Annotated in this window: 26 protein-coding genes and 1 other annotated feature; of the genes, 1 reads left to right on the forward strand and 25 read right to left on the reverse strand. The window is 47.6% G+C overall.

The genetic code is table 11. The features are described 5' to 3' along the window. Position 1: 1 nt before the first annotated feature. The 6 genes from carA to lspA all read right to left on the reverse strand — a co-directional run bounded on the left by carA (position 2) and on the right by lspA (position 6,028). Positions 2–1,138 (reverse strand): glutamine-hydrolyzing carbamoyl-phosphate synthase small subunit, encoded by a 1,137-nt coding sequence (carA, locus tag G9G54_RS12750; protein ID WP_025718621.1) that lies wholly within the window; start codon positions 1,136–1,138, stop codon positions 2–4. A gap of 62 nt (positions 1,139–1,200) precedes the next feature. Continuing rightward, positions 1,201–2,523 carry a dihydroorotase gene (locus G9G54_RS12755; RefSeq protein ID WP_165178374.1) on the reverse strand — a complete coding sequence of 441 codons (1,323 nt, stop codon included), beginning with the start codon at positions 2,521–2,523 and terminating at the stop codon, positions 1,201–1,203. A 58-nt stretch (positions 2,524–2,581) separates the two neighbouring features. Beyond that, positions 2,582–3,496: an aspartate carbamoyltransferase catalytic subunit gene (locus tag G9G54_RS12760; RefSeq protein WP_023989427.1), complete on the reverse strand. Its 915-nt coding sequence runs from the start codon at positions 3,494–3,496 to the stop codon at positions 2,582–2,584. Then, a complete protein-coding gene (gene pyrR / locus G9G54_RS12765) occupies positions 3,493–4,059 on the reverse strand; it encodes a bifunctional pyr operon transcriptional regulator/uracil phosphoribosyltransferase PyrR (RefSeq protein ID WP_043882258.1) in 567 nt (188 codons plus the stop codon). Before pyrR ends, G9G54_RS12760 begins: the two co-directional genes overlap by 4 nt. Before the next feature lie 504 nt (positions 4,060–4,563). Then, complete coding sequence (locus tag G9G54_RS12770; RefSeq protein WP_165178375.1) at positions 4,564–5,535, reverse strand: RluA family pseudouridine synthase; 972 nt, start codon at positions 5,533–5,535, stop codon at positions 4,564–4,566. A gap of 1 nt (position 5,536) precedes the next feature. Beyond that, positions 5,537–6,028 (reverse strand): signal peptidase II, encoded by a 492-nt coding sequence (gene lspA / locus G9G54_RS12775; RefSeq protein WP_023989430.1) that lies wholly within the window; start codon positions 6,026–6,028, stop codon positions 5,537–5,539. Between the two features lie 235 nt (positions 6,029–6,263). On the opposite strand from lspA, the gene G9G54_RS12780 reads away from it, so the two are divergent. Continuing rightward, positions 6,264–6,998 carry a TraR/DksA C4-type zinc finger protein gene (locus tag G9G54_RS12780; RefSeq protein WP_165178376.1) on the forward strand — a complete coding sequence of 245 codons (735 nt, stop codon included), beginning with the start codon at positions 6,264–6,266 and terminating at the stop codon, positions 6,996–6,998. A 22-nt stretch (positions 6,999–7,020) separates the two neighbouring features. Here the strand turns inward: G9G54_RS12780 and G9G54_RS12785 are convergent, their stop codons facing one another. The 19 genes from G9G54_RS12785 to spoVE all read right to left on the reverse strand — a co-directional run bounded on the left by G9G54_RS12785 (position 7,021) and on the right by spoVE (position 26,430). Continuing rightward, a complete protein-coding gene (locus G9G54_RS12785) occupies positions 7,021–7,368 on the reverse strand; it encodes a DUF5665 domain-containing protein (protein ID WP_165178377.1) in 348 nt (115 codons plus the stop codon). A 185-nt stretch (positions 7,369–7,553) separates the two neighbouring features. Next, positions 7,554–10,643 (reverse strand): isoleucine--tRNA ligase, encoded by a 3,090-nt coding sequence (gene ileS / locus G9G54_RS12790; protein WP_165178378.1) that lies wholly within the window; start codon positions 10,641–10,643, stop codon positions 7,554–7,556. Between the two features lie 79 nt (positions 10,644–10,722). Continuing rightward, positions 10,723–11,002, reverse strand: a binding site (T-box leader). A gap of 162 nt (positions 11,003–11,164) precedes the next feature. Then, positions 11,165–11,674 (reverse strand): DivIVA domain-containing protein, encoded by a 510-nt coding sequence (locus G9G54_RS12795; RefSeq protein WP_023989434.1) that lies wholly within the window; start codon positions 11,672–11,674, stop codon positions 11,165–11,167. Between the two features lie 172 nt (positions 11,675–11,846). Then, complete coding sequence (locus G9G54_RS12800; protein ID WP_165178379.1) at positions 11,847–12,629, reverse strand: YlmH family RNA-binding protein; 783 nt, start codon at positions 12,627–12,629, stop codon at positions 11,847–11,849. Between the two features lie 8 nt (positions 12,630–12,637). Next, on the reverse strand, positions 12,638–12,895 hold the full coding sequence (locus G9G54_RS12805; RefSeq protein ID WP_023989436.1) for a YggT family protein: 258 nt from the start codon (positions 12,893–12,895) through the stop codon (positions 12,638–12,640). Between the two features lie 7 nt (positions 12,896–12,902). Then, positions 12,903–13,355 carry a cell division protein SepF gene (locus G9G54_RS12810; protein ID WP_013311078.1) on the reverse strand — a complete coding sequence of 151 codons (453 nt, stop codon included), beginning with the start codon at positions 13,353–13,355 and terminating at the stop codon, positions 12,903–12,905. After that, positions 13,346–14,047 carry a YggS family pyridoxal phosphate-dependent enzyme gene (locus G9G54_RS12815; protein ID WP_165178380.1) on the reverse strand — a complete coding sequence of 234 codons (702 nt, stop codon included), beginning with the start codon at positions 14,045–14,047 and terminating at the stop codon, positions 13,346–13,348. Before G9G54_RS12815 ends, G9G54_RS12810 begins: the two co-directional genes overlap by 10 nt. Positions 14,048–14,055: 8 nt before the next feature. After that, positions 14,056–14,940 carry a peptidoglycan editing factor PgeF gene (pgeF, locus tag G9G54_RS12820; RefSeq protein WP_165178381.1) on the reverse strand — a complete coding sequence of 295 codons (885 nt, stop codon included), beginning with the start codon at positions 14,938–14,940 and terminating at the stop codon, positions 14,056–14,058. Between the two features lie 82 nt (positions 14,941–15,022). Continuing rightward, the gene (locus G9G54_RS12825; RefSeq protein WP_172828260.1) at positions 15,023–15,367 is read right to left on the reverse strand and encodes a YlmC/YmxH family sporulation protein; all 345 of its coding nucleotides are present in this window, start codon (positions 15,365–15,367) and stop codon (positions 15,023–15,025) included. A gap of 112 nt (positions 15,368–15,479) precedes the next feature. Then, complete coding sequence (sigG, locus tag G9G54_RS12830; protein WP_007431182.1) at positions 15,480–16,262, reverse strand: RNA polymerase sporulation sigma factor SigG; 783 nt, start codon at positions 16,260–16,262, stop codon at positions 15,480–15,482. 96 nt (positions 16,263–16,358) lie between these two features. Beyond that, positions 16,359–17,099 (reverse strand): RNA polymerase sporulation sigma factor SigE, encoded by a 741-nt coding sequence (sigE, locus tag G9G54_RS12835; protein WP_013311082.1) that lies wholly within the window; start codon positions 17,097–17,099, stop codon positions 16,359–16,361. Between the two features lie 106 nt (positions 17,100–17,205). Then, on the reverse strand, positions 17,206–18,192 hold the full coding sequence (gene spoIIGA, locus G9G54_RS12840; RefSeq protein ID WP_165178382.1) for a sigma-E processing peptidase SpoIIGA: 987 nt from the start codon (positions 18,190–18,192) through the stop codon (positions 17,206–17,208). A 188-nt stretch (positions 18,193–18,380) separates the two neighbouring features. Then, the gene (ftsZ, locus tag G9G54_RS12845) at positions 18,381–19,505 is read right to left on the reverse strand and encodes a cell division protein FtsZ (protein ID WP_013311084.1); all 1,125 of its coding nucleotides are present in this window, start codon (positions 19,503–19,505) and stop codon (positions 18,381–18,383) included. Between the two features lie 67 nt (positions 19,506–19,572). Further along, positions 19,573–20,844: a cell division protein FtsA gene (gene ftsA / locus G9G54_RS12850; RefSeq protein ID WP_165178383.1), complete on the reverse strand. Its 1,272-nt coding sequence runs from the start codon at positions 20,842–20,844 to the stop codon at positions 19,573–19,575. A gap of 199 nt (positions 20,845–21,043) precedes the next feature. Further along, the gene (locus tag G9G54_RS12855) at positions 21,044–21,808 is read right to left on the reverse strand and encodes a cell division protein FtsQ/DivIB (protein ID WP_061828510.1); all 765 of its coding nucleotides are present in this window, start codon (positions 21,806–21,808) and stop codon (positions 21,044–21,046) included. A 56-nt stretch (positions 21,809–21,864) separates the two neighbouring features. Next, positions 21,865–23,175, reverse strand: coding sequence for a UDP-N-acetylglucosamine 1-carboxyvinyltransferase (murA, locus tag G9G54_RS12860; RefSeq protein WP_172828261.1), 1,311 nt, complete (start codon positions 23,173–23,175; stop codon positions 21,865–21,867). Then, positions 23,165–24,070 carry a UDP-N-acetylmuramate dehydrogenase gene (gene murB, locus G9G54_RS12865; protein ID WP_069289985.1) on the reverse strand — a complete coding sequence of 302 codons (906 nt, stop codon included), beginning with the start codon at positions 24,068–24,070 and terminating at the stop codon, positions 23,165–23,167. The genes murA and murB overlap by 11 nt, the downstream gene beginning before the upstream one ends. Positions 24,071–24,216: 146 nt before the next feature. After that, the gene (murG, locus tag G9G54_RS12870) at positions 24,217–25,326 is read right to left on the reverse strand and encodes an undecaprenyldiphospho-muramoylpentapeptide beta-N-acetylglucosaminyltransferase (RefSeq protein ID WP_061828512.1); all 1,110 of its coding nucleotides are present in this window, start codon (positions 25,324–25,326) and stop codon (positions 24,217–24,219) included. Positions 25,327–25,332: 6 nt separating this feature from the next. After that, positions 25,333–26,430: a stage V sporulation protein E gene (gene spoVE / locus G9G54_RS12875; protein ID WP_061828513.1), complete on the reverse strand. Its 1,098-nt coding sequence runs from the start codon at positions 26,428–26,430 to the stop codon at positions 25,333–25,335. Between the last annotated feature and the right edge of the window lie 47 nt (positions 26,431–26,477).

Below are 26,477 nucleotides of genomic sequence, written 5' to 3' on the forward strand. Positions count from 1 at the left end.
ATTAGCGCTCTCCTCTCACTGCGGCGGCGATAGCAGCCTGACGCGGTTGCTTTGGATGATTTCTTTTGTGCTCACGGATCATGTCCAGAAAGCGGTCAAACAGGTAGCCATTATCGTAAGGTCCTGGTGCAGCCTCTGGATGATATTGCACCGAAAACGCGGGATACTTGGTATGTTTAAGACCTTCAATTGTTTTATCGTTGTTATTAATATGTGTCACTTCAAGCTCAGTACCTTGGATCGAATCCTCATTCACCGTGTAGCCGTGATTTTGTGATGTGATAAAGCAGCGTCCGCTCTCCAGTTCTTTCACCGGATGGTTACCACCGCGATGTCCGAATTTCAGCTTTTCCGTATCTGCTCCCGAAGCTAAAGCGAACAACTGGTGTCCCAAGCAAATTCCGAAAATCGGATATTCCCCTAACAGTTCAGCTACCGTACGAACGGCATGGGGTACGTCTTTTGGATCTCCAGGGCCGTTAGACAGCTGGATACCGTCCGGGTCCAAGCGGCGAATTTCCTCAGCCGTCGTATCATGTGGAACGACAACCACATCGCAGTCCCGTTTATTCAGTTCGCGCAAAATGCCGCTTTTTGCACCGTAGTCAATCAATACGATCCGCTCTCCGTTGCCAGGACTGCTGTACGGATGAGGTGTGGAAGTCATAGGAACCTGATTGCGCAGTTCTTCAATGGTCAAGTCAGACATCATTTCTTTCAGTTCTTCCAGCGGCTGGGAACCAGTCGTCAAAATGCCCTTCATCGTGCCGTGATGGCGAATAATCCGGGTAAGCATGCGGGTGTCGATGTCGCTAATGCCAATGATGCCATATTCCTTCAGCAAATCGCCCACGCTGTATTGAGCACGCCAGTTACTTGGCGCTGGCTCGTAATGTCTAACAGCAAAGCCATGGACATAAGGCCGTACCGATTCAAAGTCATCACGAGTAATTCCATAGTTGCCAATCAGCGGGTAAGTCATCGTTACGATTTGTCCGCAGTAAGAGGGATCAGTAAGCACCTCTTGATAGCCTGTAATCCCTGTGTTGAAAACGACCTCGCCTGTTTTATCACCTTCCGCACCAAATGATGTGCCTGTAAACAGCGTGCCGTCCTGAAGTAACAATCTTGCCTGCATCCCGTCTCACTCCTCTATATTGTTTCCTGCTATAAGGTTCTATTTTTTTTAGTGGTTTCTATTTATTTTGCTTCGTCAGCAGACCATACCAGTTTGCCATCTACCCAAGTTTTCACAGGCCAGCCTTTGAGCTTCCAGCCTGTAAAAGGAGTGTTGCGTCCTTTGCTGGCAAACGTTTGCGGATCAACTGCCTGCTCCTGCTCCAGATCAATCATGGTCAGGTCGGCTGGAGCTCCTTCTTCCAGGCGTCCCGTATCAAGGCGGAAGACACGCGCTGGATCAGCAGTCATACGACGCACCAGAAAGTCCAGCGTCCACTGTCCGGTAGCTACGAATTTCGTGTACAACAGCGGGAAGGCCGTCTCAAATCCAACGATCCCGAATGGCGCCAGCTCCATCCCTCTTGCCTTCTCTTCCTCACTGTGCGCTGCATGGTCGGTTACGACGATGTCAATCGTACCGTCTTCCAGTCCCTCGATACATGCCTGCACATCACGTGGGGAGCGGAGCGGAGGATTCATTTTCCAATTCGCATCCAGCCCAGGGATGTCCTCATCTGACAATACCAAGTGGTGTGGGCATACCTCAGCCGTTACCTTGATACCAAAAGATTTCGCGTGGCGGATTAACCGCACTGACTGCTCTGTGCTGACATGGCATACATGATAGTGTGCCCCGGTTGCCTCGGATAACAAAATGTCTCGTCCGACGTGAATGGCTTCGGATTCGTTCGGAATGCCTTTAAGTCCGTGGCGCTTGGCAAATTCGCCGTCCGTCACAGCCGCTCCTTCAACAAGCGTGTTATCTTCACAGTGTGCAATAACCGGCATATCCAGTGCTTTGGCCCACGCCATGGCGTCCTTCATCATTTGCGCGCTTTGCACCCCGACACCATCGTCAGTAAAGCCGATTGCACCTGCTGCTTTGAGCGCTTCAAAATCTGTCAGCTCACGACCCAGTTCGTTTTTCGTAATGGCTGCGTAAGGAAGAACCTTGGCAAGCCCGGCTTCCTGTCCCTTTTTCAATACCAGCTGGACTGTGTCGACATTGTCAGTCACTGGGCGTGTGTTTGGCATGCAGGCAATCGTCGTAAATCCGCCTTTCACCGCCGCGCGGCTGCCCGTTTCAATCGTTTCTTTATATTCAAAGCCAGGTTCTCTCAGATGCACATGCATATCGATTAAACCGGGGATGACCAGCTTGCCCTGGGCGTCGATTTTTTCGACTTCGCGCTCCTGTCCAGATGCCCCTTCTTCTACAAGTAGGCTAACTCCAGCATCCGCATTTGCGATAGCCAAAATCTTTCCGTCGGCGATTAGGATGGATTTCAATTCAGCCTCGCCCTGCTCGTTCAATACGCTTGCATTCATAATTAATTGTTTCATCTGAAATATTCCTCCGCTCAGTTTTCTGCAACTTTTCCTACGATCCTACTGACAGCTTCTACAGCTTCATTGCCCGTTCCATAACCGCCATGCGGATCGGAACCCCGTTTGCCATTTGTGGAAAAATTCGTGATTGTTCGCTTTCCACAACCGCACTATCAATTTCCACGTTCCGATTCACTGGAGCTGGATGCATGATAATTGTTCCGGGCTTCAGGTTCGCTGCTCTTTTCTCTGTCAAACCGTACTGCTCTCGGTACTCATCCGCTGAGCGCAACATCCCTTCGGCATGCCGTTCCAGCTGTACCCGAAGCATCATGACCACGTCCGCCTGTAGTGCCTCTTGCATCGGAACATAAGGCGCGTACGCCGCAAGATCAGGTGCTTGCATATTATCAGGAGCGCAGAAGCTAACCTTGGCTCCGAATTTTTGCAAGGCCCACAGATTCGAGCGAGCGACACGGCTGTGCAGAATGTCTCCTATGATGGATACTCTCAAGCCTTTAAGCTCACCGAAAGTTTTGCGCATGGTGTACAGGTCCAGTAGAGCCTGCGTTGGATGCTCATTGTTGCCGTCCCCTGCATTAACCAGTGGAACACTGACCTTCTCAGCGAGCTCTTGCAGCACCCCGGCTGGCTTTAACCGGATGACTCCTGCATCAATGCCCATGGATTCGAGCGTACGTACTGTATCGTAAATGGACTCCCCTTTTTCCACACTGGAAGCCGCAGCGGAAAAGTTCAAAACCTGAGCGCCCAGCCGCTTCTCTGCCATTTCAAAAGAAAAGCGGGTGCGAGTGCTGTTTTCAAAAAACATGTTGGCCGCAAAGCGTGATTGCAGTACTGGAACCAGTTTTTCTGGTTGAGATTCCCAATAATGAGCACGATCCAGAATGGACTCGATTTCATTTCGGCTAAGTTCCTTTAACCCGAGCAGGCTACGTTCTTTAAGTTGACTGGCTGTTGTGATCATAGCTGTTCCCCCCGGTTCTGAATGATTGTCACTTCGTCCTTACCGTCCGTCTCTTGAAGGGCTACTACGATTTCCTCAGATTTGGAGGTCGGGATGTTCTTGCCGATGTAATCCGGACGAATCGGAAGCTCACGGTGTCCGCGATCCGCTAGCACTGCCAGCTGAATCATTTGCGGTCGTCCGCAGTGCATCAATGCATCCATCGCCGCGCGGATGGTGCGGCCTGTGTACAGCACATCGTCAAAGAGAATGACTTTCTTATCATGAACCGATACGTCAGCAGGATTCATCAAAAGCTCTTTTCCATTTCCTTTAGCTTCGGCTACACTGCTTCGGTCATCCCGGTAGGCTGTGACATCCAGCTCTCCCCATGGAATTGGTGCGCCTTCAATCTCAGCAATTTTTTCAGCCAGTCGTTGCGCCAGATGAACTCCGCGTGTTCGAATACCTACTAGCACACAATCGTCAATACCTTTGTTTTTCTCCAAAATTTCATGTGCAATCCGTGTCAATGCCCGACGAATCGCAATTTCATCCATTAGTACATGTGTTTCATTACTCATGCTTCCAGCCTCCTCAGGTGATGTTCCCTTCAGACCTGGTCCCGTGTTCGGATACAAAAAAGACTCCTTGCCCAAGTTTGGCAAGGAGTCTCGTATGAACAGTCTTCCACTGTTCTCCGATCTCTCGGACACACTGAAGACATACCGCCGCAGCGGATGCACTGATCAGTGATCCATTCACGTTACCTTGCCAGCCTCACGGGACTGATTTAAAGGTGCTATTCAGGATTTCCTTTGTCCTGCTTCTCATAGTGTGAGATGGTTAGCCATCTCTTGGACAAAGTTCATCGCAACTACAAGAAGTATGACAGATTGAAAATCGTGTGTCAACACCCGTTCAACCGGAACCACCGGAAGCACTCTAATAATTATACAACTTCATTGTATAATTATCCATAGTTGTTTTTACCCATACCTTATCCCACAATAAAAAAACCGCCATTTAGGCGGTTTAACTTAATAATTTATTCAGGTTTGTGAATAGGAATGCAAATTGTCATTGTTTTAGCGACTACGCAGGGACGCTAAAACATCCTCCATATCAGGAGGGATCGGTCTGTTGAATTCCATGTACTCTCCAGTGGAAGGATGCTTAAAGCCCAGTACCGCCGCATGCAGCGCCTGACCATCCATACGAACCCCTTTGCTGCGCCCATACATAGGGTCGCCAACCAATGGGTGTCCAATAAATTTCATGTGAACACGAATTTGGTGTGTGCGTCCTGTTTCCAATTGAAGTTCAAGCAGGGTATAATCTCCCAATCGTTCAATGACGAGAAAATGGGTGACTGCGTGCTTGCTGTTACGTTCCGTCACTGTGAACAATTTGCGATCACCGGAATCGCGGCCAATCGGAGCATCTACCGTTCCCTGATCGTGGCTCAAATGACCGTGAACTAAGGCTATATATTTCCGAGTCACACTATGGTCCTTAAGCTGTGCTGCAAGTGATGCGTGAGCCTGATCATTTTTAGCCGCCATCAGCAGTCCTGATGTATCCTTATCAATACGGTGAACAATACCAGGACGTAATTCCCCGTTGATGCCGGAAAGATCGTGACAGTGGTACATCAGTGCGTTAACCAATGTTCCCGAAGAGTGTCCCGGTGCAGGATGCACGACCAGACCACGTTGCTTGTTAATAACAATAACGTCCGAGTCCTCGTAAACGACATCCAACGGAATATTTTCCGGTACAATATCTACACTTTCTGGCTCCGGTACCGATAATACAATATGATCTCCTTCAGCCAGCTTGTAGTTCGCCTTGATCGCCGTACCGTTCACCAGCACGCGACCGTTTCCGATCCACAGCTGTATCTGAGAACGAGACACTTCCTTCATTTCTTCGGCGATATATTTGTCTATACGCGTTTTGGCATCCCCGGAATCGGCCGTCCATTCCAGAGATTCACCCTCCAGTTCGTCCTCATAAGACAGACCTGCGGCTTCGCCGTTTTCATTCACTTCGCTCATGCTATGACTTCCCTTCAATGCTATCATTGCCATTTCCTTTTTCCCGACGCGATTCCAGCAATGTATCCAAAATAATCAGTGCTACACCGATGACAATCGCCGAATCTGCCACATTAAAAATGGGAAACGTATAGCTTCCAAAATTAAATTGTGCAAAATCAACTACTTCCCCTGAAATAGCTCGATCCAAAAAGTTACCGACTGCTCCCCCCAGCACCAAACTTAGCGCAACAGGAAGTAGCTTTTGTCCAGCCTTGACTGTTTTTCGCAGGTACCAGACGATACCAATCACCACTACAATTGTAATCACGATAAAAAGCCAACGTTGACCTTCCAAAATTCCAAAAGCGGCTCCACGATTTCGATGGGAGGTGATTAAAAAGAAATTGCCGATGACTGGTATTTGTTCGTACAATTCCATCCGCGTAGCCACCAAATATTTGACTCCCTGATCAATCAAAAAAATAATTAGCGCAATACCAAAATAAATCACAGTCCTTCGTCACTCCGATCCGCTTATATCCGTTGTTGAACCCATTTATTGTAGCATAAGCATTCTCAGATCGTCCACGAATCCCGCAAGCTTCAAGTACAGATCATCCATAAAATGAACTCCTTCGCATTTGATTAGAATTTCCTATGTAAAAGAGGTCTTCCCGGTGCAAACTACATGGAGCATACTCGACACAACGCATGCGCATGTAAACCTAGAACAAGGAGAGGATTCCATGTCCCCATTGACGGAGCAACAATTGCAGGGCTTGCGTAACGAACTGCTGGAACGCAAAAAAGAAATTGAGCATCGTTTGCAAAACAACGACCATTACGGACTCGGCGATTCCCAACGCGACCAAACCGGCGAGCTTTCTCCTATTGATAACCACCCAGGAGACCTGGCTACCGAAACCTACGAGCGAGCCAAGGATATTTCCTTACTGGAACACGACGAATTCCAATTAGAACGCATCGAATCAGCTCTGATGGCCATGGAAAAGGGGACGTATGGCATTTGTGCCGTCAGCGGTAAACCCATTCCCTATGAGCGCCTACTGGCTGTTCCCTATACCATTTACTGTAAAGAGTACAGTCCCGAAACAGAAGTGTCTAACCGCCGCCCAGTAGAGGAAGAATTTCTCGCTCCCTCGTTCGGTAGAACGAGTCTAGATGAGCGTGATGATCAAAACGGCTTCGACGGTGAAGATGCTTGGCAGATCGTCGAAAATTGGGGTACCTCTAACACACCAGCCATGGCCGAAAGTGGAGAAATCCACAGTTATGATGATATGGAAATTGAAGCAGGCGACGATAATATGGGCTTCGTAGAGCCATACGAAAGCTTTATTGCTACTGACATTTATGGACAAAATGTATCTGTTATTCGCAGCTCCATTTATCAGCGTTATATCGAAGATGGCGAGGGCGAAGGTCTACTGGAGCCGGATACGCACGAAGACGAATCGTGAACTTCAAAGTGGAGATCGCTGCCTAATAGGTGGTAAGCTCCAATTGTCGCTGTACGATCCGTACAATATCAGCGATATAATCACCGATAATCGGCAAATTCAACGCTCCGAGCACTTGCAGCACATAAATAATGGTAGCGGCAAAAAAAGTAAAACCTAGCGCGATGCCGATTCCCCGGGAAACGCCTGATATTAGATTTAGCCAGAGTAATCGCCAAGGCTTATTCAGCAGCAAAGCGTAATCTGCAATACGTGTCCGTTCCATCTGCTCTGACACAGCACGTATCAGCTTTTCAACACGACTTAATTGCTCTGCCTGATTACCTGTTTTGCTTTTATCTGCGGCTATGGCAGCCCCTTCTCCGTTCATACCTCGGAGACTCCTTCCCTGTCTACGCCTTGATCGTGCCGTCATATGCACAATCCCCCTTTTCCCATGGCTGCCCTGAACGCAGCAAACGAGCCGAAGCACGTAACGGAGAAAACCCGTTTCCGATGCTTAGGCTCGTTTTTATATGCTGCCTGTTATTGTATTATGGGACAGGGAGCTTGTAATTATTCCCCAATATGAACGCCGATGGTTTTACCGTTCACTTCCACATGTTCTGCCGGTTCGGCTTGACCAAATGTCACAGCAGTAACCAATACGTTCTCACGCAACACAGAGTCGAAGCTTTCGATGGCCAGACGCAGCTCATTATCTACATCCAACGTCAACGCCACATACTTTTCAATCGGCAGATCCAGTTTTTTACGATAATCCTGTACCGCACGAACCACTTCACGTACCCAGCCCTCTTGCTCCAGCTCCGGTGTAATGTCTGTGTTCAACGCTACCGTTAAGCCATAACCGGAAGCAGAAGCGAAGCCTTCTTTCGCTTTTTTCTCCACCAGCAATTCTTCGGCCGTAACTTGCAGTTCTTCACCTTCTGGAGAAGCGACGTTTAACACTCCTTTTTCTACAACAGAACGGGTATCCTCAGCAGACATTCCTTTGAAAAAGTTTTGTAGGAAACCGACATTTTTGCCGTATTTCTTGCCTGCTACTTTCAAATTCAGTTTCAGTGTAAAATCTACAAAGCCGCTATCGTCCGTCTCCACATGAATATGCTTCACGTTAATCTCATCTTTGATGATTTCCTCATAGCCACTCAGTTCAAAGTCCTGATCCATGGACAGAATCAACTCGGACAACGGTTGACGCGTTTTCAAACCCGTTTCGTTGCGGACGTTACGCGCCAATTCGACGACACGGCGTGCCGTTTCCATATCTCGTTCCAGTTCCAGATCGATCAAGGACTCATTGGCAGTCGGATAATCATCCAGATGAACACTTTCCCCGTTACTCAGGTTGAGGTAAATATCCTCTGCAAGCAGTGGTGTAAACGGCGCAAGCAGTTTGGCAGTCGTTAACAGCACTTCGGTCAGTGTACGGTATGCATCCAGCTTATCTTCTGTAAGACCATTGCCCCAGAATCGGTCGCGTGAACGACGGATATACCAGTTGCTCAGCTCATCCACAAACGATTCAATTGCTTTAGATGAGTTCAGGAAGTCATTTACAGCCAGCGCTTTGTCCACTACCAAAATGAGGCTGTTCAGACGGGATAAAATCCAACGATCCAACTTATGAGCCGATGGTTTGAACGGATGCTGTGCCGGATCAAATCCGTCGATATCCGCATACAAGGTCAGAAAAGCGTGTGTATTGACAAGCGTATCGACCAGCTTCGATTTAGCCTCGCCTACAATGCCTTTGGAGAAACGTTTGCTATTCCATGGTGCACTATCGGACAGCAATGCCCAACGGAAAGCATCTGTACCGTACTCGTCAATCACTTCCCACGGATCAATAACATTACCCTTGGATTTAGACATTTTCTGCCCTTGCTCATCCAGTACATGGCCTGTCGCCATGACAGCTTTATAAGGAGCTTTGCCAGTCAGCATAGTCGAAACCGCAAGCAAGCTATAGAACCAGCCACGAGTCTGGTCAATTCCTTCACAGATCATATCTGCCGGAAATTGCTGCTCAAACGTTTCAGTATTCTCAAAAGGATAATGATGCTGCGCAAACGGCATGGAGCCGCTATCGAACCATACGTCGATTACTTCCGGTGTACGAGTCATTTCGTATTTACCGCATTGACTACGAACCTTAATATCATCTACATATGGTTTGTGCAGCTCAATGTCCGCTGGTACATCGCCAATCGCACGTTCCCTCAATTCAGCAATACTATGTGGAGCGAACTGTTCTCCAGTTTCTTCACAAACCCAGATGTTTAGTGGTGTACCCCAATAGCGATCGCGACTGATGTTCCAATCCACCAGTTCCTCCAAAAACTTGCCAAAACGTCCTTCACGTATATGCCCCGGGTACCATTCGACTTCGCTGTTGTTGGCAATCAATTGATCCTTGATCGCAGTTGTTTTGATAAACCAGCTGTCCATAGCATAGTACAATAATGGAGTATCGCAGCGCCAGCAGAACGGATAGCTATGCTCGTATTTTTCCTTGCTGTACAGCAAGCCTTTTTCGGACAGCATTTTAACAATATCTACATCACAGTCTTTTACAAAACGGCCTGCAAAATCAGTGATTTCCTCTACATAGTTACCTTGAAGATCCACCACGTTGATGAACTCAACACCATTTTCACGACATACCCGGTAATCATCCTCACCATGCGCTGGAGCCATATGAACGATACCTGTACCGCTGGAGTCTGTTACAAACTTCGCACCCAGAATCTGATTTCCCTTCTCAACCTGAAAATACGTAAATGGCGGGGTATACGTTTGGCCAACCAGTTCTGAACCGGATAGCGTGCCAATCACTTCATGATCGCCTTTAATTACGTCCTCAACCAGATTTTTAGCAACGATGTATACACCGTCTTCCTGCTTCACACGTGCATATTCCAGTTCAGGGTTGACGGCGAGCGCCACGTGACTCGGCAAGGTCCAAGGTGTTGTCGTCCAAGCCAGTACATATTCACCACTGTTATGCAGCTTGAATTTAGCCGTGGCGCTCAGATCCTTCACATCTTTGTAGCCCTGCGCTACTTCATGAGAACTTAGCGTCGTCTGACAATCAGGGCAATACGGACTCACACGATGACCACGATACAGCAGATCTTTTTCATGAATCGTCGCCAAAATGTTCCATACGCTCTCGATATAGTTATTATCCAATGTAATGTACGGGTTATCGAGGTCTGTCCAATATCCGATCGCTTCGGTTAGATCACGCCATTGTTGCTCGTACTCAAACACGCTCGCCTTACATTTTTTAATAAACTTTTCAACACCGTATTCTTCAATTTCAGGTTTGTGGGAGATTCCCAGCTGCTTTTGTACACCCAATTCTACCGGCAAGCCATGCGTGTCCCAGCCTGCCTTACGTACGACGCGGTATCCCTTCATTGTCTGATAGCGACCGACGAAATCCTTAATTACACGGCCCAGCACGTGACCGATATGCGGTTTACCGTTAGCTGTTGGTGGGCCTTCATAAAACACAAAATTTGGCTTTCCTTCACGATTTGTGATGGATTTACGGAATGTGTCCTCCTGCTTCCATTTGCTCAGGATGCGTAGGTCACGAGACCGTGCTTTTTCTTTAACATCCACTCTGTTCATACCGTCATACTCCCTCTCTGCTCATCATTGATTTCTCTAGCATTTCCTAAAAAAAGCAACAAAAAAAGCCCCATCCCTGTAAAGGGACGAGACTGTGCTCGCGTTACCACCCTGATTCCGTAAAAACAGACCATTAAAAATACAGTCTCATCACGGCTCTCTGAGCCCCACTCAACTACAGCAGGGCGCCATTATAACGCATGGCAAACGGTGATTGCTTACACACGCCATAAATCTTAAGCGCTTCAGCTCACTTCTCCGGGAGGATCTTCGGTCATGTTCTGAACGTTGGCTTGCACCGGAAGGCCAACTCTCTGAGGGACAAATCATGACGTACTCGTTCCCATCAACGAATTAAACATGTTAAATTCATTGAAATCAGCAACATCGTTGCATTGAATAACAATCATCAGCCGACAGACGGATAATCATTGAATTCAGTATAGTATTTACAGTTATAGCCTGTTTAAAGATAAAAGTCAACCCTAACAAAGCCTGATAAAAGCTTGTCAGCAATGAAATTAGTAAATTTCTTTCATCTCACGCTCGCGCTCCAGTACTTCGCGTTCCCGGTTTTCAAGTGCTTCCCAGCCGTCTTGGCTTAACAAGTCAAGCTGTGCTTCCACCAGTGTACGAAACCGTGCTCGGTAAATCGAGGCCTGCTTCTTCAGTTCTTCAACCTCCAACGCAATCTTGCGGGATTTGGACAATGCTTCGTTCACAATACGGTCCGCATTTTTTTCCGCTTCCTTCACGATCAGTTGGGATTCTTTCTTGGCGTTGTTACGAACTTCATCAGCCGCTTCCTGCGCTACGATAATCGTCTTACTCAGCGTATCTTCAATCGTCGCGAAATGATCGAGCTTCTCCTGTACGTTCAACAACTCGGTGCTCAGTTCTTTATTTTCACGAATAACGCCCTCGTAATCTTTGATCACCTGATCCAAAAATTCATTAACCTGATCCTCATCATAACCGCGAAGCCGGCGGGCAAATTCCTTGTTATGTATATCCAATGGCGTTAATGGCATGCCGTCCACCTCCTATAAGATTGACAAAAAATACATTTTCCGCGTCACGACGCTCACTATCATCTATCGGTCATCATACCCCGTTTTGTGAATACTGTACAGAGCAAAATCGTTCCAGTTCTTCGCTATAGCTTAATTCTTTCGACAGAAAGCTCGTGATTCCTGCCTACAGCTATACAAACTTACCAATTTTGACACGGAATCTTCCCTTTTTTGTCATCCCGTCTGTTTCAAGCACTTTGAAACGCCCAAAACCCTGCATGGAAATAACGTCCCCCGCTTTAAGTGGAGTGGATGGATTCTCCTCCACCTTCCAATTTACCCGGCACCGCCCCGCCCGAATCGGTGTTAATATTTTACTTCGGCTTAGCTTGTACACGTCGCTGGCAATACCGTCTAGGCGCAAAGAAGCGACCGTCAGATCTAGCGCATCTAATGCAACTTCCTTTGTTCGCAGACTCGCTACAGGCAACAGTTCTGTCCATACATGAACACGATGTACCTGCTGTAAATGCATCGTCATAAAATCACCAATCTCTGAAGCTACCAATACATGGCACCCATCATCCAGTACATGAATGTCCCCGATTTTCCCACGTTTGATTCCAAGCCCCAGTAGGGCACCTAGATAATCACCGTGCTCAAGGGTACCTATTTTATGATCGTCAGATGTGATGGAAAGGACCTGAATCCCCATCTCCTCACCGTCCAAATACGAATAATCGGGCGCAATAAGCGCCCGCTTTCGTTCCGAAGCCATGTATCCGCCATCTAACCTAATCGTGACCTTATCTTCCTTCGAAGCAAGTGTCTCCAATATGTACTGTTGGCGCGGGTCCAAAAAATCAGTCAGCTTCTGCTCATGATAAGCTCCCGCATGACTGATCCATTCGGAAGCGCGATCCACATAGTCCCGTTCATCCGGGTGAAAATGCTCATAAATCTCAGTTCGCATAACTCCTCCTAGACGAAATTACCAATTAAAGAAATCAAGCCGTATGACGCAAAACGCAGAGCAATCAGCGCAACGATGGGCGAAATATCAATCATCCCGAAGATTGGCGGTATAAATCTGCGAAAAGGAGACAAATACGGCTCCACAAACTTGGCAAGTAAATCACCAATTACACTCTCTCTGGCATTAGGAAGCCAAGACAGCAGAACATATGCAATGATCATGTACGAATAAATCTGAAATAGCCAGTAAATTACCTCGATCAAGAAAAGTTCACCTCATTCTGTTAAGTTCTTGTTCAGTGTCAGCCAGTATTTCCGTAATAGAGCCTTGAATCTCAACCGTATCTGGTGTACACAGAAAAATATTATTCCCGACCTTGGAAATACCACCACCCAGTGCATACACAGTACCACTCAAAAAATCAATAATGCGCAGCGCCTGATCCTTGCGAATTCGTTGCAAATTAACTACGACGGTGCGATGGGAACGGATATGGTCGGCAATTTCCTGTGCTTCATCATAAGAACGCGGCTCATACAGGACAACTTTCACATTTTTCTGTGAATGGATGCTGACAACATTAGTGCCCTTCTGGTTCTTACGTTTATCAAAGCTTGGGGTTTCAATTTCTTGATCTTCCGGCGTATTCATAACCTCTCGCTCTATAACTTCCTCTTCTTCCTGAAGCCCCAGAAAGTTCATGAACTTATTCATTACGCCCAATGGAAATCCTCCTCTCGTCCGACCAGTACGGAACCAAGCCGCAGCCAGGTCGCTCCCTCTTCAACTGCCACTTCAAAATCATTGGACATCCCCATTGACAAGTGAACGATGGGTTCTCTGGTCAAGGCTTGTCCATTTAACGTATCCCGTAATTCACGCAATCCCCGAAACACAGGCCGAGTTTTTTCCGGGTCTTCTTCATGAGGAGCCATCGTCATCAAGCCAATCACGTCCACATGCTCTAACTCGCGAATTTGTTCCAAGAAGGGGGCAACCGCCTCAGAGGACAAGCCATATTTGGACATTTCTCCAGAAATATTGACTTGCACAAAAGCTTTAACTCGCAATCCCAGAGCGGCTGCTTTCTTGTCCAATTCCTGAGCGAGCGATAGGCGGTCAAGCGAATGTATAAATTTAAATTTTCCAATCACATCTTTAACCTTATTCGTTTGGAGATGACCAATAAAATGCCACGTTCCCCGGTCACCCAACTTGCTCCATTTATCCGCAGCATCCTGCCAGCGATTTTCGCCCACATGCTCCAGATTGCTATCCAATACAGATGTCATTGTCGCCGCCGAAACATATTTCGTGACAGCGATCACATTAACTTCATCACGCGAACGTCCGCTTCGGGCACATGCCGCTTCTACACAGGCATTCACTTCTTTAATTCGTTCCTCCAAAGACACGGGAGGACTCACCTCTCTTCCAGACCAATCCAACTCGCCATTCTTCCTGTGACACCGCCTTCTTTGCGATATGAAAAAAACAAATCGCTACGGCTACTCGTGCATAAGGTAGTACATTCGATATGGCTCGGCAATATTCCTGCTTTCATCATAATGTGTCGATTGCATTGTTTCAAGTCAAGTAGTGTTTTTCCGTCGGTTAAGGGGAAGTAAACAGAACCTTCCCATTTATCATTACCCGGGCAATCATGCTCCAAAACCCGAATTTGGCTCATCACGTACTCATCCACCTCATAGGATTCAGAACCAATAGAAGGACCGATAGCTGCTAGTATATCAGACGTCTGAGATCCATATTCGTTCTGCATGGTCTGCACCATTTTCAATGCAATTTCCGCAACGGTTCCCTTCCAGCCTGCATGCGCCAACCCAATCACACGGCGCACTGGATCACAAAAATATAATGGTACACAGTCTGCATAAAAGGACGTCAGCAAAATGCCAGGTACATTCGTCAAAAGTCCATCTGTGTCCTGAAAAGCGGATGCACGATCCCTAAAGCCCCGCCCGCGATCAGCAGCCTTGACGACAGCAACATGATGACCATGAACCTGCTCACCGCACGTCCATGCTTCAGCAGCAAAACCAAGTTGCTCAGCAATGAGCTGCCGATTACGAATGACTTTCTCGGGGTCATCCCCTACATGAAACGCACAGTTCAGACTAGCGTAGGGCACCTCACTGACACCGCCATGACGACCTGTAAAACCCGCTGTTAATCCCTGAACCTGTCGCTCCCAAGATTGAATATATAACAACTCCGGTACGGGACGTCCACCATCTTGCATTGGCTTTGTCCCCGTAGCCTCGGTATTCACTACAAATGGTTCCATTCATTCTCACCTCTACTGCCCAGTGTACCAAAAAGCCGCCGCCGTGTCTTCACAACACACTAAAATACGTAGATCTGCAAGTTCAGAAGCCCCTTCGGTCACTCCGCTCTTGACGTTCGATATACAACTTTTCTTCCCCTTCACCCGGCGGCTCTTGCAATCCTTCCAGTCGTACAAGCACAACATCCGAACCAATTTTCACAATGTTGCGCCACGGAATGACCAACTCGCTTCCGCCTCCAAACCAGCCCATAAAACGACTGCTGCCTGGAACCACAATGGCTTCAATTTTCCCCTGCCGCACGTCAATCTCCAAATCACTGATTTGTCCGAGGCGTCGTCCATCTACAATGTTAATGACATCCTTGGTTTGAAACTCGGAAATTTTCATTGCTCTTACTGACGTTTCCGGTGCACTCACACGCATCACATCCTTTATTTCACTATATGAGCGGAAGAGCCCAAAAAATGTCCTGTAAACGCAAAAACGATCCAAGTAGGATCGTTTTTATCGCTGGATCATTCAAGCATTCATTTCATTAGGACTTTACATGTTTTTGCATTTGCTGTATAGCCGACTTCTCTAATCTTGAAACCTGGGCTTGAGAGATACCGATTTCGTCGGCAACCTCCATTTGCGTCTTTCCTTCATAAAAACGCATAGACAATATCATCTTTTCACGCTGGCCCAGGCGATGCATCGCTTCCCGCAGAGCGATTTCCTCAATCCATGAGACGTCTTTATTTCTGTCATCACTGATCTGATCCATCACATAGATTGGGTCGCCCCCGTCGTGATATATCGGCTCGAACAGCGAAACCGGATCCTGAATCGCATCCAACGCGAACACAACGTCTTCTTTAGGCACATTCAGTGCCTCTGAAATTTCAAAAATCGTTGGTTCCCGCGAGTTCAGATTCGTCAGACTGTCCCGCACCTGAAGCGCCTTATATGCAATATCTCGTAACGAACGAGACACACGGATCGGATTGTTATCCCGCAAATAACGGCGGATCTCTCCGATAATCATCGGCACCGCATAAGTGGAGAACTTTACGTTTTGCGAAAGGTCAAAATTATCAATCGCCTTCATTAGGCCGATACATCCTACCTGAAACAAATCGTCCACAAACTCTCCCCGATTGTTAAATCGTTGAATCACACTCAGGACGAGCCGGAGATTGCCGTTGACCAATTTTTCTCTGGCTGATCGTTCATTATTTTGCTGAAGTGATGTGAACAACTCGCGCATTTCTGCATTGGTTAATACCGGCAGTTTGGCGGTATCCACACCGCAAATTTCCACTTTGTTTCGGGTCATCGTGTCTTACCTCCCAAGGAGCAACATTAATGTACATTATCTCCTGAGGGCATTTTTTTATTCGCCGTTTCCATCGCTTCCGGATATACCCATGCATTATACCATTTTATTGAATTCTTTTCGTAAGCGCTTTATAATTCGCTTTTCCAGACGCGAAATATACGATTGCGAGATACCCAACAGGTCAGCAACATCCTTCTGTGTCTTCTCCTCTCCGTCTTGTAAGCCGAAGCGGAGCTCCATAATCAAACGCTCTCGATCCGTCAATTTATCCAGTGCCTTATGCAATAATTTACGGTCCACCTGCTCCTCAATATTACGGTAAATGGTATCATTTTCCGTGCCCATCACATCAGAAAGCAACAACTCGTTACCATCCCAGTCAATATTCAGGGGCTCATCAAAAGAAACTTCCGTTCTCGTTTTACTATTGCGACGCAAATACATCAGAATCTCATTCTCAATGCATCGAGAGGCGTATGTGGCAAGTTTGATTTTCTTCTCCGGATCAAAAGTGTTAACCGCTTTGATTAGTCCAATAGCACCGATGGATACGAGATCCTCAATGTTGATGCCGGTATTCTCAAATTTACGGGCAATATATACGACTAACCGCAAATTTCTTTCGATTAGCATCGACCGTACTGCCGCATCTCCAGAAGAAAGTTTTCCCAGCAAATATTCTTCTTCGTCTCTCGTCAGCGGTGGGGGGAGCGCCTCGCTGCCGCCAATATAATAAATTTCTTCACTTTTCAGCCCAAATAAAAATAAAATACGATAATATTGCAATTGCAATGCTAACCTAATTTTCATCTTCAATTTCATCTGTTCCCGCATATCATTCTCCCCCTTTTGAAAATAGTGCAATTCCAGCTGTGCTCCGCCCATTTCACCATTGGATATTTCTCGTCGCCTTCAAACATCATTTTGTGTTTATTCTCTGTCATCCTGATTCTGTAAAATGCTCACCAATATGTGCATCTTGTTTCTGGTTGGTATCAGCACTGCCCCCTTCTTGTGCCGTCACATCCGGGTGGATGATGGCGCGATACTTACCCTCTGCCGACAATGTCCCCCCGTCCAAGCCAATCAACACTCGATGATGTACAAAATGAACCCCATTCATCACCACCTCTACCCGGTCTGGTTTAAGGGCCAGCATAAAGGAATGATTGCGGTTAATTGCACGATACGGGACGAGACGAACACGATCCTGCCAGCTAAACGATTCGTCCCCCAGTTCCATCACCAGTTGGTCAGCATTACCCTCAGAACATTTTCGGAGCCAAGAGGCGGGCAAATGCGATTCCCACAAGGCCGCCTCCATGACCATCACCGGGGTTCGGGTCAAAGGATCATAGAGCTGATTACCTGTATCCAACAAGCCTGTACACTCAATATGATCCTGCCCAATCCATACCTGCACTTGTCCCAGAAACCCACTCATCCTTTCTGTGCGCTGCTTTGAGGACTGCACAATACGAAAGAAAAGCATCACTCCGCCAAATGCGCATAAAATAAACCAGAATGCGATTTTGAGTTCAAAGGACATTCCGCCCGAAGCTGTGTACCAGATGCCGTTAAACAATTCCCCCGTATTTTGGAGTAAATAATGCATCCCCAAAATGCCACCTGCAGCTACAAAATTGATCATGTAAAAAGCACCCATTGTACGAAGATACTTTTGCATGCTGCCAAATCCAAAAGCCACCAGCAGCATTATGACCGATAATGCCAGTTTGATCAGGAACGTAAATAAAAAGGACAGTTCCGGCACAAACATCATGACCACATACATTGCGCCGATTCCAGCTGAAGTCATCAACCTCCACCACACTGGACGGATTTTTCTCATCCAAGCGGTGACCATCAGCAACACAGCATCAATGAACAAATTGGCCAAAAAAATCAAGTCGATATAAAAAACCAAGGCTTCACCCGCCCAGCGTTTGCAGGATAGGATTAAGTATAGTAGTCATGCTGTTCAAAGTCTGTCTAACGGTGGGGACGGTGACCGACTAATTTTGTCGGAAAGAGGAGAAGCGCCTGAACTACAGGATACGGAAAACAGAAAGAAGCCCGCATCTCCAGGGAGAATGCGGGCAATCCGAATTGAAACTAGTTATCGTTATTATTATTGCGCGAACGGTTACGTAAGAATGTAGGAATGTCTAATTGGTCACTGCTTTGAGTGTTACCAAATGGACGCAAGTTAGGAGAGCCTTTTTCCGCCGATTCGGAAGTGGCCGGGTTGGCTGCCGGTTTACGTCCCGGTGCCGGTTGACTTGGCTTGCCTTCAAAGCCAGTGGCAATGACAGTAACCTTGATCTCTTCTTTCAACTCTTCGTCAATGATAGCACCGAAAATCATGTTTACTTCCGGATCGGAAGCCGATGTTACAATTTCAGCTGCCTCATTAACCTCATACAAAGACAGGTTGTTGCCGCCAGTGATGTTCATAATCACACCACGAGCACCTTCAATGGATGTCTCCAACAACGGGCTCATGATAGCCTTGCGTGCTGCTTCAGCCGCACGATTTTCACCAGTTGCTTCGCCAATCCCCATCAAAGCGGAGCCCCGCTCCGTCATGATCGTCTTAACGTCAGCAAAGTCGAGGTTGATTAGACCCGGTACAGCGATCAAATCTGAAATACCTTGAACCGCCTGACGCAGAACATTGTCTGCTTCACGGAATGCTTCCAACATTGGGGTTTTCTTGTCCACAATTTCAAGCAAACGGTCATTCGGGATTACAATCAAAGTGTCTACTTTTTCTTTTAATCCCTCAATACCAAGTTCAGCTTGATTGGAACGCTTACGCCCTTCAAACGTGAATGGTCGGGTTACCACGCCTACAGTCAGCGCGCCGCATTCCTTGGCAATTTCAGCAATGACAGGAGCCGCTCCGGTTCCAGTACCGCCACCCATTCCTGCCGTTACGAATACCATATCCGCACCTTTGAGCGTATTCATAATGAGCTCACGCGACTCTTCAGCCGCTTTTTTACCCACATCGGGGTTAGCGCCGGCACCCAGACCGCGGGTCAGCTTATCCCCAATTTGAAGCTTATGCTCAGACTTTGCTAAATGAAGTGCCTGGGCATCTGTATTGACTGTAATGAACTCCACACCCTGAACACCATTTTCGATCATTCGGTTAACCGCATTGCTGCCGCCGCCTCCGACGCCGATCACTTTAATTTGAGCCAAGCTCTCCATTTCAAAATCAAATTCCAACATACTATTCCATCTCCCCCTCAATGTGCATGGATGGCCCGTCCATGATTGGCATAATTAGCAATGAACGTTATATAAATTCACTGAACATATTTTTTAAGCGTTCAATCAACCCCTGCTTTTGCTCGCCTTCCGCAGCGGGACTACTGCTTTTGGTTCGGTTAGTCGGCTTCTTGGTACTTCCGCCACTGTTGCTAACGCTAGTCGATCTTCCGCGATAGTAACGAATAGCATTATGCAAGATTCCAACTCCGCTCGTGTAGCCCGGATCCCTTACACCGATAAAATCAGGTACGGCGATCCTTACGGAAGCGGCCAGTTCGCTTTGTGCCACCTGAAGTACACCAGGCATGGAGACGGTGCCTCCGGTAAGTATATAACCTCCCGGAAGCTCTGTGTAACCCAAGCGCTTAACTTCCGCCAGAATGAGTTGAAAAATTTCCTGCACTCTCGGCTCAATAATAGCAGCCAAATCCTGCTGGTTGAATTCCTTATCCACATTACTGCCGATACGCGTCACTTTAAAGACGACATCGGCTGCCGCATCATCATACCATGCGCAGCCGTATTTAAGCTTTACTTTTTCGGCTTGATCGGTAAGGGTTCTCAGTCCGTAGGCAATATCATTGGTTACAAATTCTCCACCAATCGGAAGTGTTGATGTGGCAACAATCGTCCCTTCCTGGAAAATGGCAACATTCGTAGATCCTGCACCAATATCCACCAGCACTGAACCCATCACCTTTTCATCCTTCGAAAGAGACAATTGTCCGGCTCCAAGAGGCAGCAAGACCAGATCTTTAATCCTCAAGCCGGCTTTCTCAACGCAGCGCAACAGATTATGTATCGGGGTCTTGCCTCCAGTAACAATCGTAGCCTCTACTTCGAGACGAACTCCAATCATACCGCGAGGGTCCTGAATGCCTTCAAGGCCATCCACGACATACTGCTTGGCTACCACGTCAATAATTTCTCTCTCCGGTGGTACGGCAATAACCTCAGCTGCCTTCAGTACACGCTCAATGTCCTCCTCACCGATTTCACGGTCCTCGTTGGACACGGCTACTACGCCATGACTATTTTGCAGGCCAATATGATTGCCTGAAATCCCCACATACACTTCTGTTATTTGAATACCAACCATGCGTTCTGCGTGATCCACGGCGTTACGGATTGATTGCACGGTTTGATCAATGTCTACAATTGCACCTTTGCGAATCCCTTCCGAGTCGGCAGATCCAACTCCAATAATATTAAAGGTTCCATTATTCATTTCCCCAATAATAGCCCGAACTTTGGATGTACCGATGTCCAAACTAACAATGATGTCATTGTTGCTCAAGTCTGTGGCACCTCCTGACTCCAAAATGAATTTCGTTCTTTAAACACACTCTGTACATATTCAACAAACTCCATGCTTTCCCTCTTTTTTCTACAAATTTTTTAGAAGCCAATTTATGGTTGCAGTCACATAAAAATTTGAAGAAAAAAGAAGGAGGCAAGTCTATTACCCATAAAATCAATTCTAGCATTTTTTCACATCACTGAGTAGTATCTTTTTCTTGGCCCTCTTCACTCGTATCCGGTTTGAACGGAACGTAGGAATCCGCCTCCAACATGGTGATCAAACCTGGATCTTCTGTTTCTAGCACCTGGTTCAAATAACTGATTTTAGAATTCAGTAGGGAAACGGTTGTAATAACCTCAAACTGGGAACGTGTGTACATTTTGATGCGATCCGGAAAAGAAGGAATCGGTGCGGGAATGATTTCCGAAATATCGGCTGTCCATTCCCCCGGAATGCGCGATAAAGCATCACACAGCTTCGCTTTGTACGGATCATCAGATTTCCATTTGGTCAAAATAGGCTTCTCAACAGCTATTCCGCTACTCCCCACGCTCACGCTTGTCCCATTGGCTAGAATAGCACGAAGGCTCCCATCACTCTGCAACTCGTAAGCGACCGTAGCAAACTCTTTAATGTGAATAGCAATAATACCCGGAAACTGCTTGTCCACTGTGACTTGCTGTATCGATTGAATTTCCCGCAGCTTCTCAGAGATGTCGGATGAACTGACTCCGAAATACTGGTCTCCAACAGCCAGACCGCTTCGATTAAGAAGCTGATCTCGGGTCGAAAATACATTACCATCAAAACGAATTTCAGAAACCCGACTCAACGAAGAACGGAAAAAGAGAACAGCGAGCAGTACGATAAACAACAAAATGAGAAGAATAGCAATCTTCCGGCTTGTTCTTTTTTTCGTTCTGTTCTTTTTAAGAACAGGTATTTGAGCATTTGGCATAGCTTCTCTCCACAAAAGCCTTTTGTCCCCCCGTTAACGGAGGGACATTACAGGCATTAATTTACGAAATCCAGGTGCTCCGGCACCGGAGACTGACGGCTCATTCGGGCACCCAGTCCCTGGAAAAGACGTTCGATCCGGTCATACCCTCTGTCAATATGATGAACCTGCTCGACAATAGTACGTCCTTGAGCCGCTAGACCCGCTATGACCAGCGCTGCCCCTGCCCGCAGATCGGTAGCCTCTACCGTAGCCCCGTACAGACGAGAAACTCCTCTTATAAAAGCAGCATTTGCATCAACCGTAATATCAGCACCCATTACATTTAGTTCATCCACATGTTTGAATCGGCTTTCGAAGACGGTCTCTTTCATGACACTAAATCCGTCCGCCAAAGAAAGCAGAACCATGACCTGAGATTGCAAATCTGTCGGAAAAGACGGGTAAGGGGAGGTAACGATCCTCTCCACTGCTTTGGGACGACTCATACAACTTACGGTCATTATATCATTCAAGATGCCGATTTGAACACCAGCCCGCCTGAGGACGTGAATCAGAGCAGACAAGTGGGATGGATTGCAGTGGGTCAGCGACACACTTCCTCGTGTAGCTGCAGCTGCAATCATAACCGTTCCAGCTACTATGCGGTCAGGAATGACCTCATACGTACACGGATTGAGGCGGCTGACCCCCGTGATTGTAATCGTGTCGGTTCCAGCACCAATAATACGGGCTCCCATGGCATTCAAGAAGTTTTGCAGATCCTGAATCTCCGGTTCCCTCGCTGCATTGGTGATCGTTGTTCGTCCTTCAGCCAACGCAGCGGCCATCATAATATTTTCCGTTGCACCTACACTCGGGAAATCCATGTGGATGTCCGAGCCGATTAGCTTGTGGGCTCGAAACGTAATTTGCTCGTCTTTTTCCTCTATCTCTGCGCCAAGAGCTTTTAAGCCCTCTAGGTGAAGATCAATTTTGCGCTCGCCTATGGCGCAGCCTCCGGGCTGGTAAATGGAAACTTCTCCATATCTGGCGAGCAGCGGTCCCATCAGAAAGATAGATGAGCGCATTTGCTTCATCAAATCTTCCGGAATTTGGAACGTTCGGACGGACGACGTATCCACGTATACCGTTTCCTCTTCATGTCGGCATGTACAGCCGAGTCTTTCAAGGATGTGCAGCATGACCTTAATGTCTAAAAGATGGGGCACATTCCGAATTTCTACCTTACCTTGTGCAAGTAAGCTCGCTGCAAGAATAGGTAGTGCCGCATTTTTTGCCCCATGGATACGTATGGTGCCTGACAGGGGACGGCCTCCCTCAATCACCAATTTGTCCAATGTATCACCTCCGAGTTTACCGCTCACCCACTACGAAAACCTCCGGAACTAGCTTGATGCCGGTTTGAGATGATATTGTACTTTGAATATGCTTCATTAGGGTAAGCACGTCCTCTGCTGTCGCTTGACCGGTATTTACAATGAAATTGGCATGCTGTACAGATACCTCAGCGCCTCCCGCCTTCAAGCCCTTGAGACCTGCGCTCTCAATAAGACGAGCAGCATAGTCACCTGGAGGATTACGGAACACGCTTCCTGCACAAGCTAACTGTAGCGGCTGGGTCAGCCGACGGCGGTCTTTAAAAGCCGCAAGCGCTGATGAAATTTCCTCCCGATCGCCCCGCTTCATCCGAAACACTGCCTCTGTCACCATTCCACGTTGCTCATGCAACACGGAGTGACGATAGCTGAAATGCATATTGTCAGCATCGTACACAGCCAATTCCCCTGTATCCAGCACAATCTCAGCGGACTGGAATATTTGTGACACATCAGACCCATGGGCACCGGCGTTCATGTAGACAGCCCCACCGACTGATCCTGGGATACCACCAGCAAATTCAAGACCGGACAGGCCCTGCTTGCTGGCCATAACGCACAGTTTGACCAGTGAAACGCCTCCTCCAGCAACGATCTGTTCATTCTCAAAATGAACATAATCAAATCCTGGCCCCAGCTTGATCACAAGTCCCCGTATCCCTTTGTCAGAGACGAGCATGTTGGAGCCCCGCCCCAACTGCATCCAGGGAATTCCGTGCTCGCTAGCCAGCTTCAAAACTCTTGCCAGCTGCTCTTTGGTATCCGGGATGACAAGTGCATCCGCAGGGCCTCCAATCTTCCATGTCGTATATTTGGACAGCGGCTCATGCTCCAGCACTTTTCCGATATCATGCTCCGCTAATAATGGCATCCATTGCTGCATTGTACTGAAACCTCCTTGTTGCTTGCCCAGCATGGTTGTAAGGCTCTCACCTGACAACCGGCAGCCTGAGTGATGGTCACAATCTATAGGGTATCCTATGTAAATACCATCCGGTGTGTGACAACCGCCCAATTCTGCGCTGCAGACTACCTTTTATGGGCAAGACGTTCCATTTCTTTTACTAAAATATCTGCTGAGTCAGGCTTGCCGAGCGCAGACGCCGACTCTGCCATGCGACTTCGCCGTGCCTCATCCTTCATAATTCCCGCTATAGATTGAAACAGAGCCGGACCACTCAGTTCCTTTTCTACAATCATGACGGATGCGCCTGCCTTTTCAAGTGTACGAGCATTAGCCTCCTGATGGTTATTCGTCACATTAGGTGATGGGATCAGAATAGACGGAATGCCCAACGATGTGATCTCTGCCAAGAAGGAAGCACCTGCGCGATTAACAATTAATGAGGTACAAGCCAGCACCTCTGGCATATTGTGAATATAGGGAAGCACATGTAGATGATTGGGCAATGAGCCGATCTGATTCCGTATGCTATCCAGCGTTTGCTCATAATAAGATTCACCGGTTACATATACAAAATGGACGTCTTTCAGTTGTGAAAGTTGCGGAGCCATTGCAATCATGGCGTCATTAATGGCCTTCGCTCCCCTGCTGCCACCGACCACAAGGACGACCGAACTGTTCATCGGAACCCCAATTGTAGCAAATCCCCGATCCCGGTTAGCCAAACGAACTGTTGTAGCACGCGGGTTCCCAGTGTACAGTACATTTTTAGCTTTGGGGAAAGCTCCTTCTGAGCCTTCAAAGCTAACAGCCACTGTATCCACATAGCGACTCAGAAATGTATTAGTCAACCCTGGAATTGCATTTTGCTCATGAATAATGCTGGGAATTCCCAACTTGGAAGCTGCATAAACGACGGGTCCGCATACATATCCCCCAGTGCCAATAACGACATCTGGCTTAAATTTCTTTAATAATGCTTTGGATCTGCGAACCCCTTTGAAAAAGCGCATGATCGTTTTTATATTTTCCACAGACAAGCTGCGGCGAAATCCTGTGATATCAATAGCCTCAAATGGAATTTTTTCCTGAGGAACCAACTTGCTTTCGAGTCCTCGTTGACCGCCAATGTATAAAAATTCAGCGTCCGGATCAATCTCTTCGCACTGTCTGGCTACGGCCAGCGCCGGATAAATATGCCCTCCGGTACCGCCGCCGCTCAACACGACGCGCATAAACGTTCACCTCGCATAACGTGATAAATTTAGTAAAATGCCCAGAGCTGTTAGCATTAAGGTCAGAGAAGAACCTCCATAGCTGATTAAGGGCAGTGTTATTCCTGTCACCGGCATTAAACCGATAACGACACCAATATTAATGACGACCTGTACGGCGACCATTGCGACAATACCCACCGCAAGCAAACTGCCATAGGTATCCGGAATAGTTATAGCGACACGCATTCCTCTCCATACGAGGACCAAAAAGAGCCCCAGCACCGTCATTCCACCGATAAAGCCAAGCTCCTCCGCCAAAATGGAAAAAATAAAATCAGTCTGCGGCTCAGGAACGTAGCTATATTTTTGTCGACTCATGCCGAGTCCCAAGCCCGCCAGCCCGCCAGGACCAATCGCATATAGCGATTGAATAATTTGATAGCCTGCGCCAAGCGGATCGGACCAAGGGTCCAGAAAAGCGGTGATGCGCTGGAGTCGATAAGGCGCAGCTGCAATCAGTGCAGCAAACCCTGCTGCTCCCGACAAAGCCAGCAGACCGAGATGCTTCATACGCGCGCCTGCCGTAAATACGATGAGCATGGACGCTCCCATCATTACCGTGCCTGTGCCCAAATCGGGCTGGAGCATAATAAGCCCAAAAGCCAGTCCCATGAGTCCAAGCGGGGGCAACAGGCCGCGCGTAAAAGAGCTAATATCATAGTCAGGACGACTGAGCCAACGAGCGAGAAAAAGAATCATACCCAGCTTCATAAACTCGGAAGGCTGAATGCCGAAAGAGCTAATACCGAGCCAGCTTCGTGCCCCGCCTCTTACTACACCAATGCCGGGAATTAATACGGCAACCAGTAGCGCTAGACAGATCAACAACACGACCTTGGCATATTTCTGCCAGATCCGGTAGTCCGTTCTGGCAGTAAAGTACATCGCTACAAGGCCGAGCCCTGCAAACAGCAATTGCCGCTTTACAAAATAGTAGGAGTCCCCGTACTCGTGAAAAGCGAGGACGGCGCCCGCACTGTATACCATAACCATGCCGATGGCTAATAAGCTTACAATACAAACGAAAAGCCATAGATCCGGCGCTGGACGAGATTGCTTCATCAGGAGGCCACCCCTTGCATAAAAGTAGGGGCTTATCCAACCCCCCT

Source organism: Paenibacillus sp. EKM212P (assembly GCF_011066115.1).
In the GTDB taxonomy this organism is placed as follows: Bacteria; Bacillota; Bacilli; order Paenibacillales; family Paenibacillaceae; genus Paenibacillus; species Paenibacillus polymyxa_B.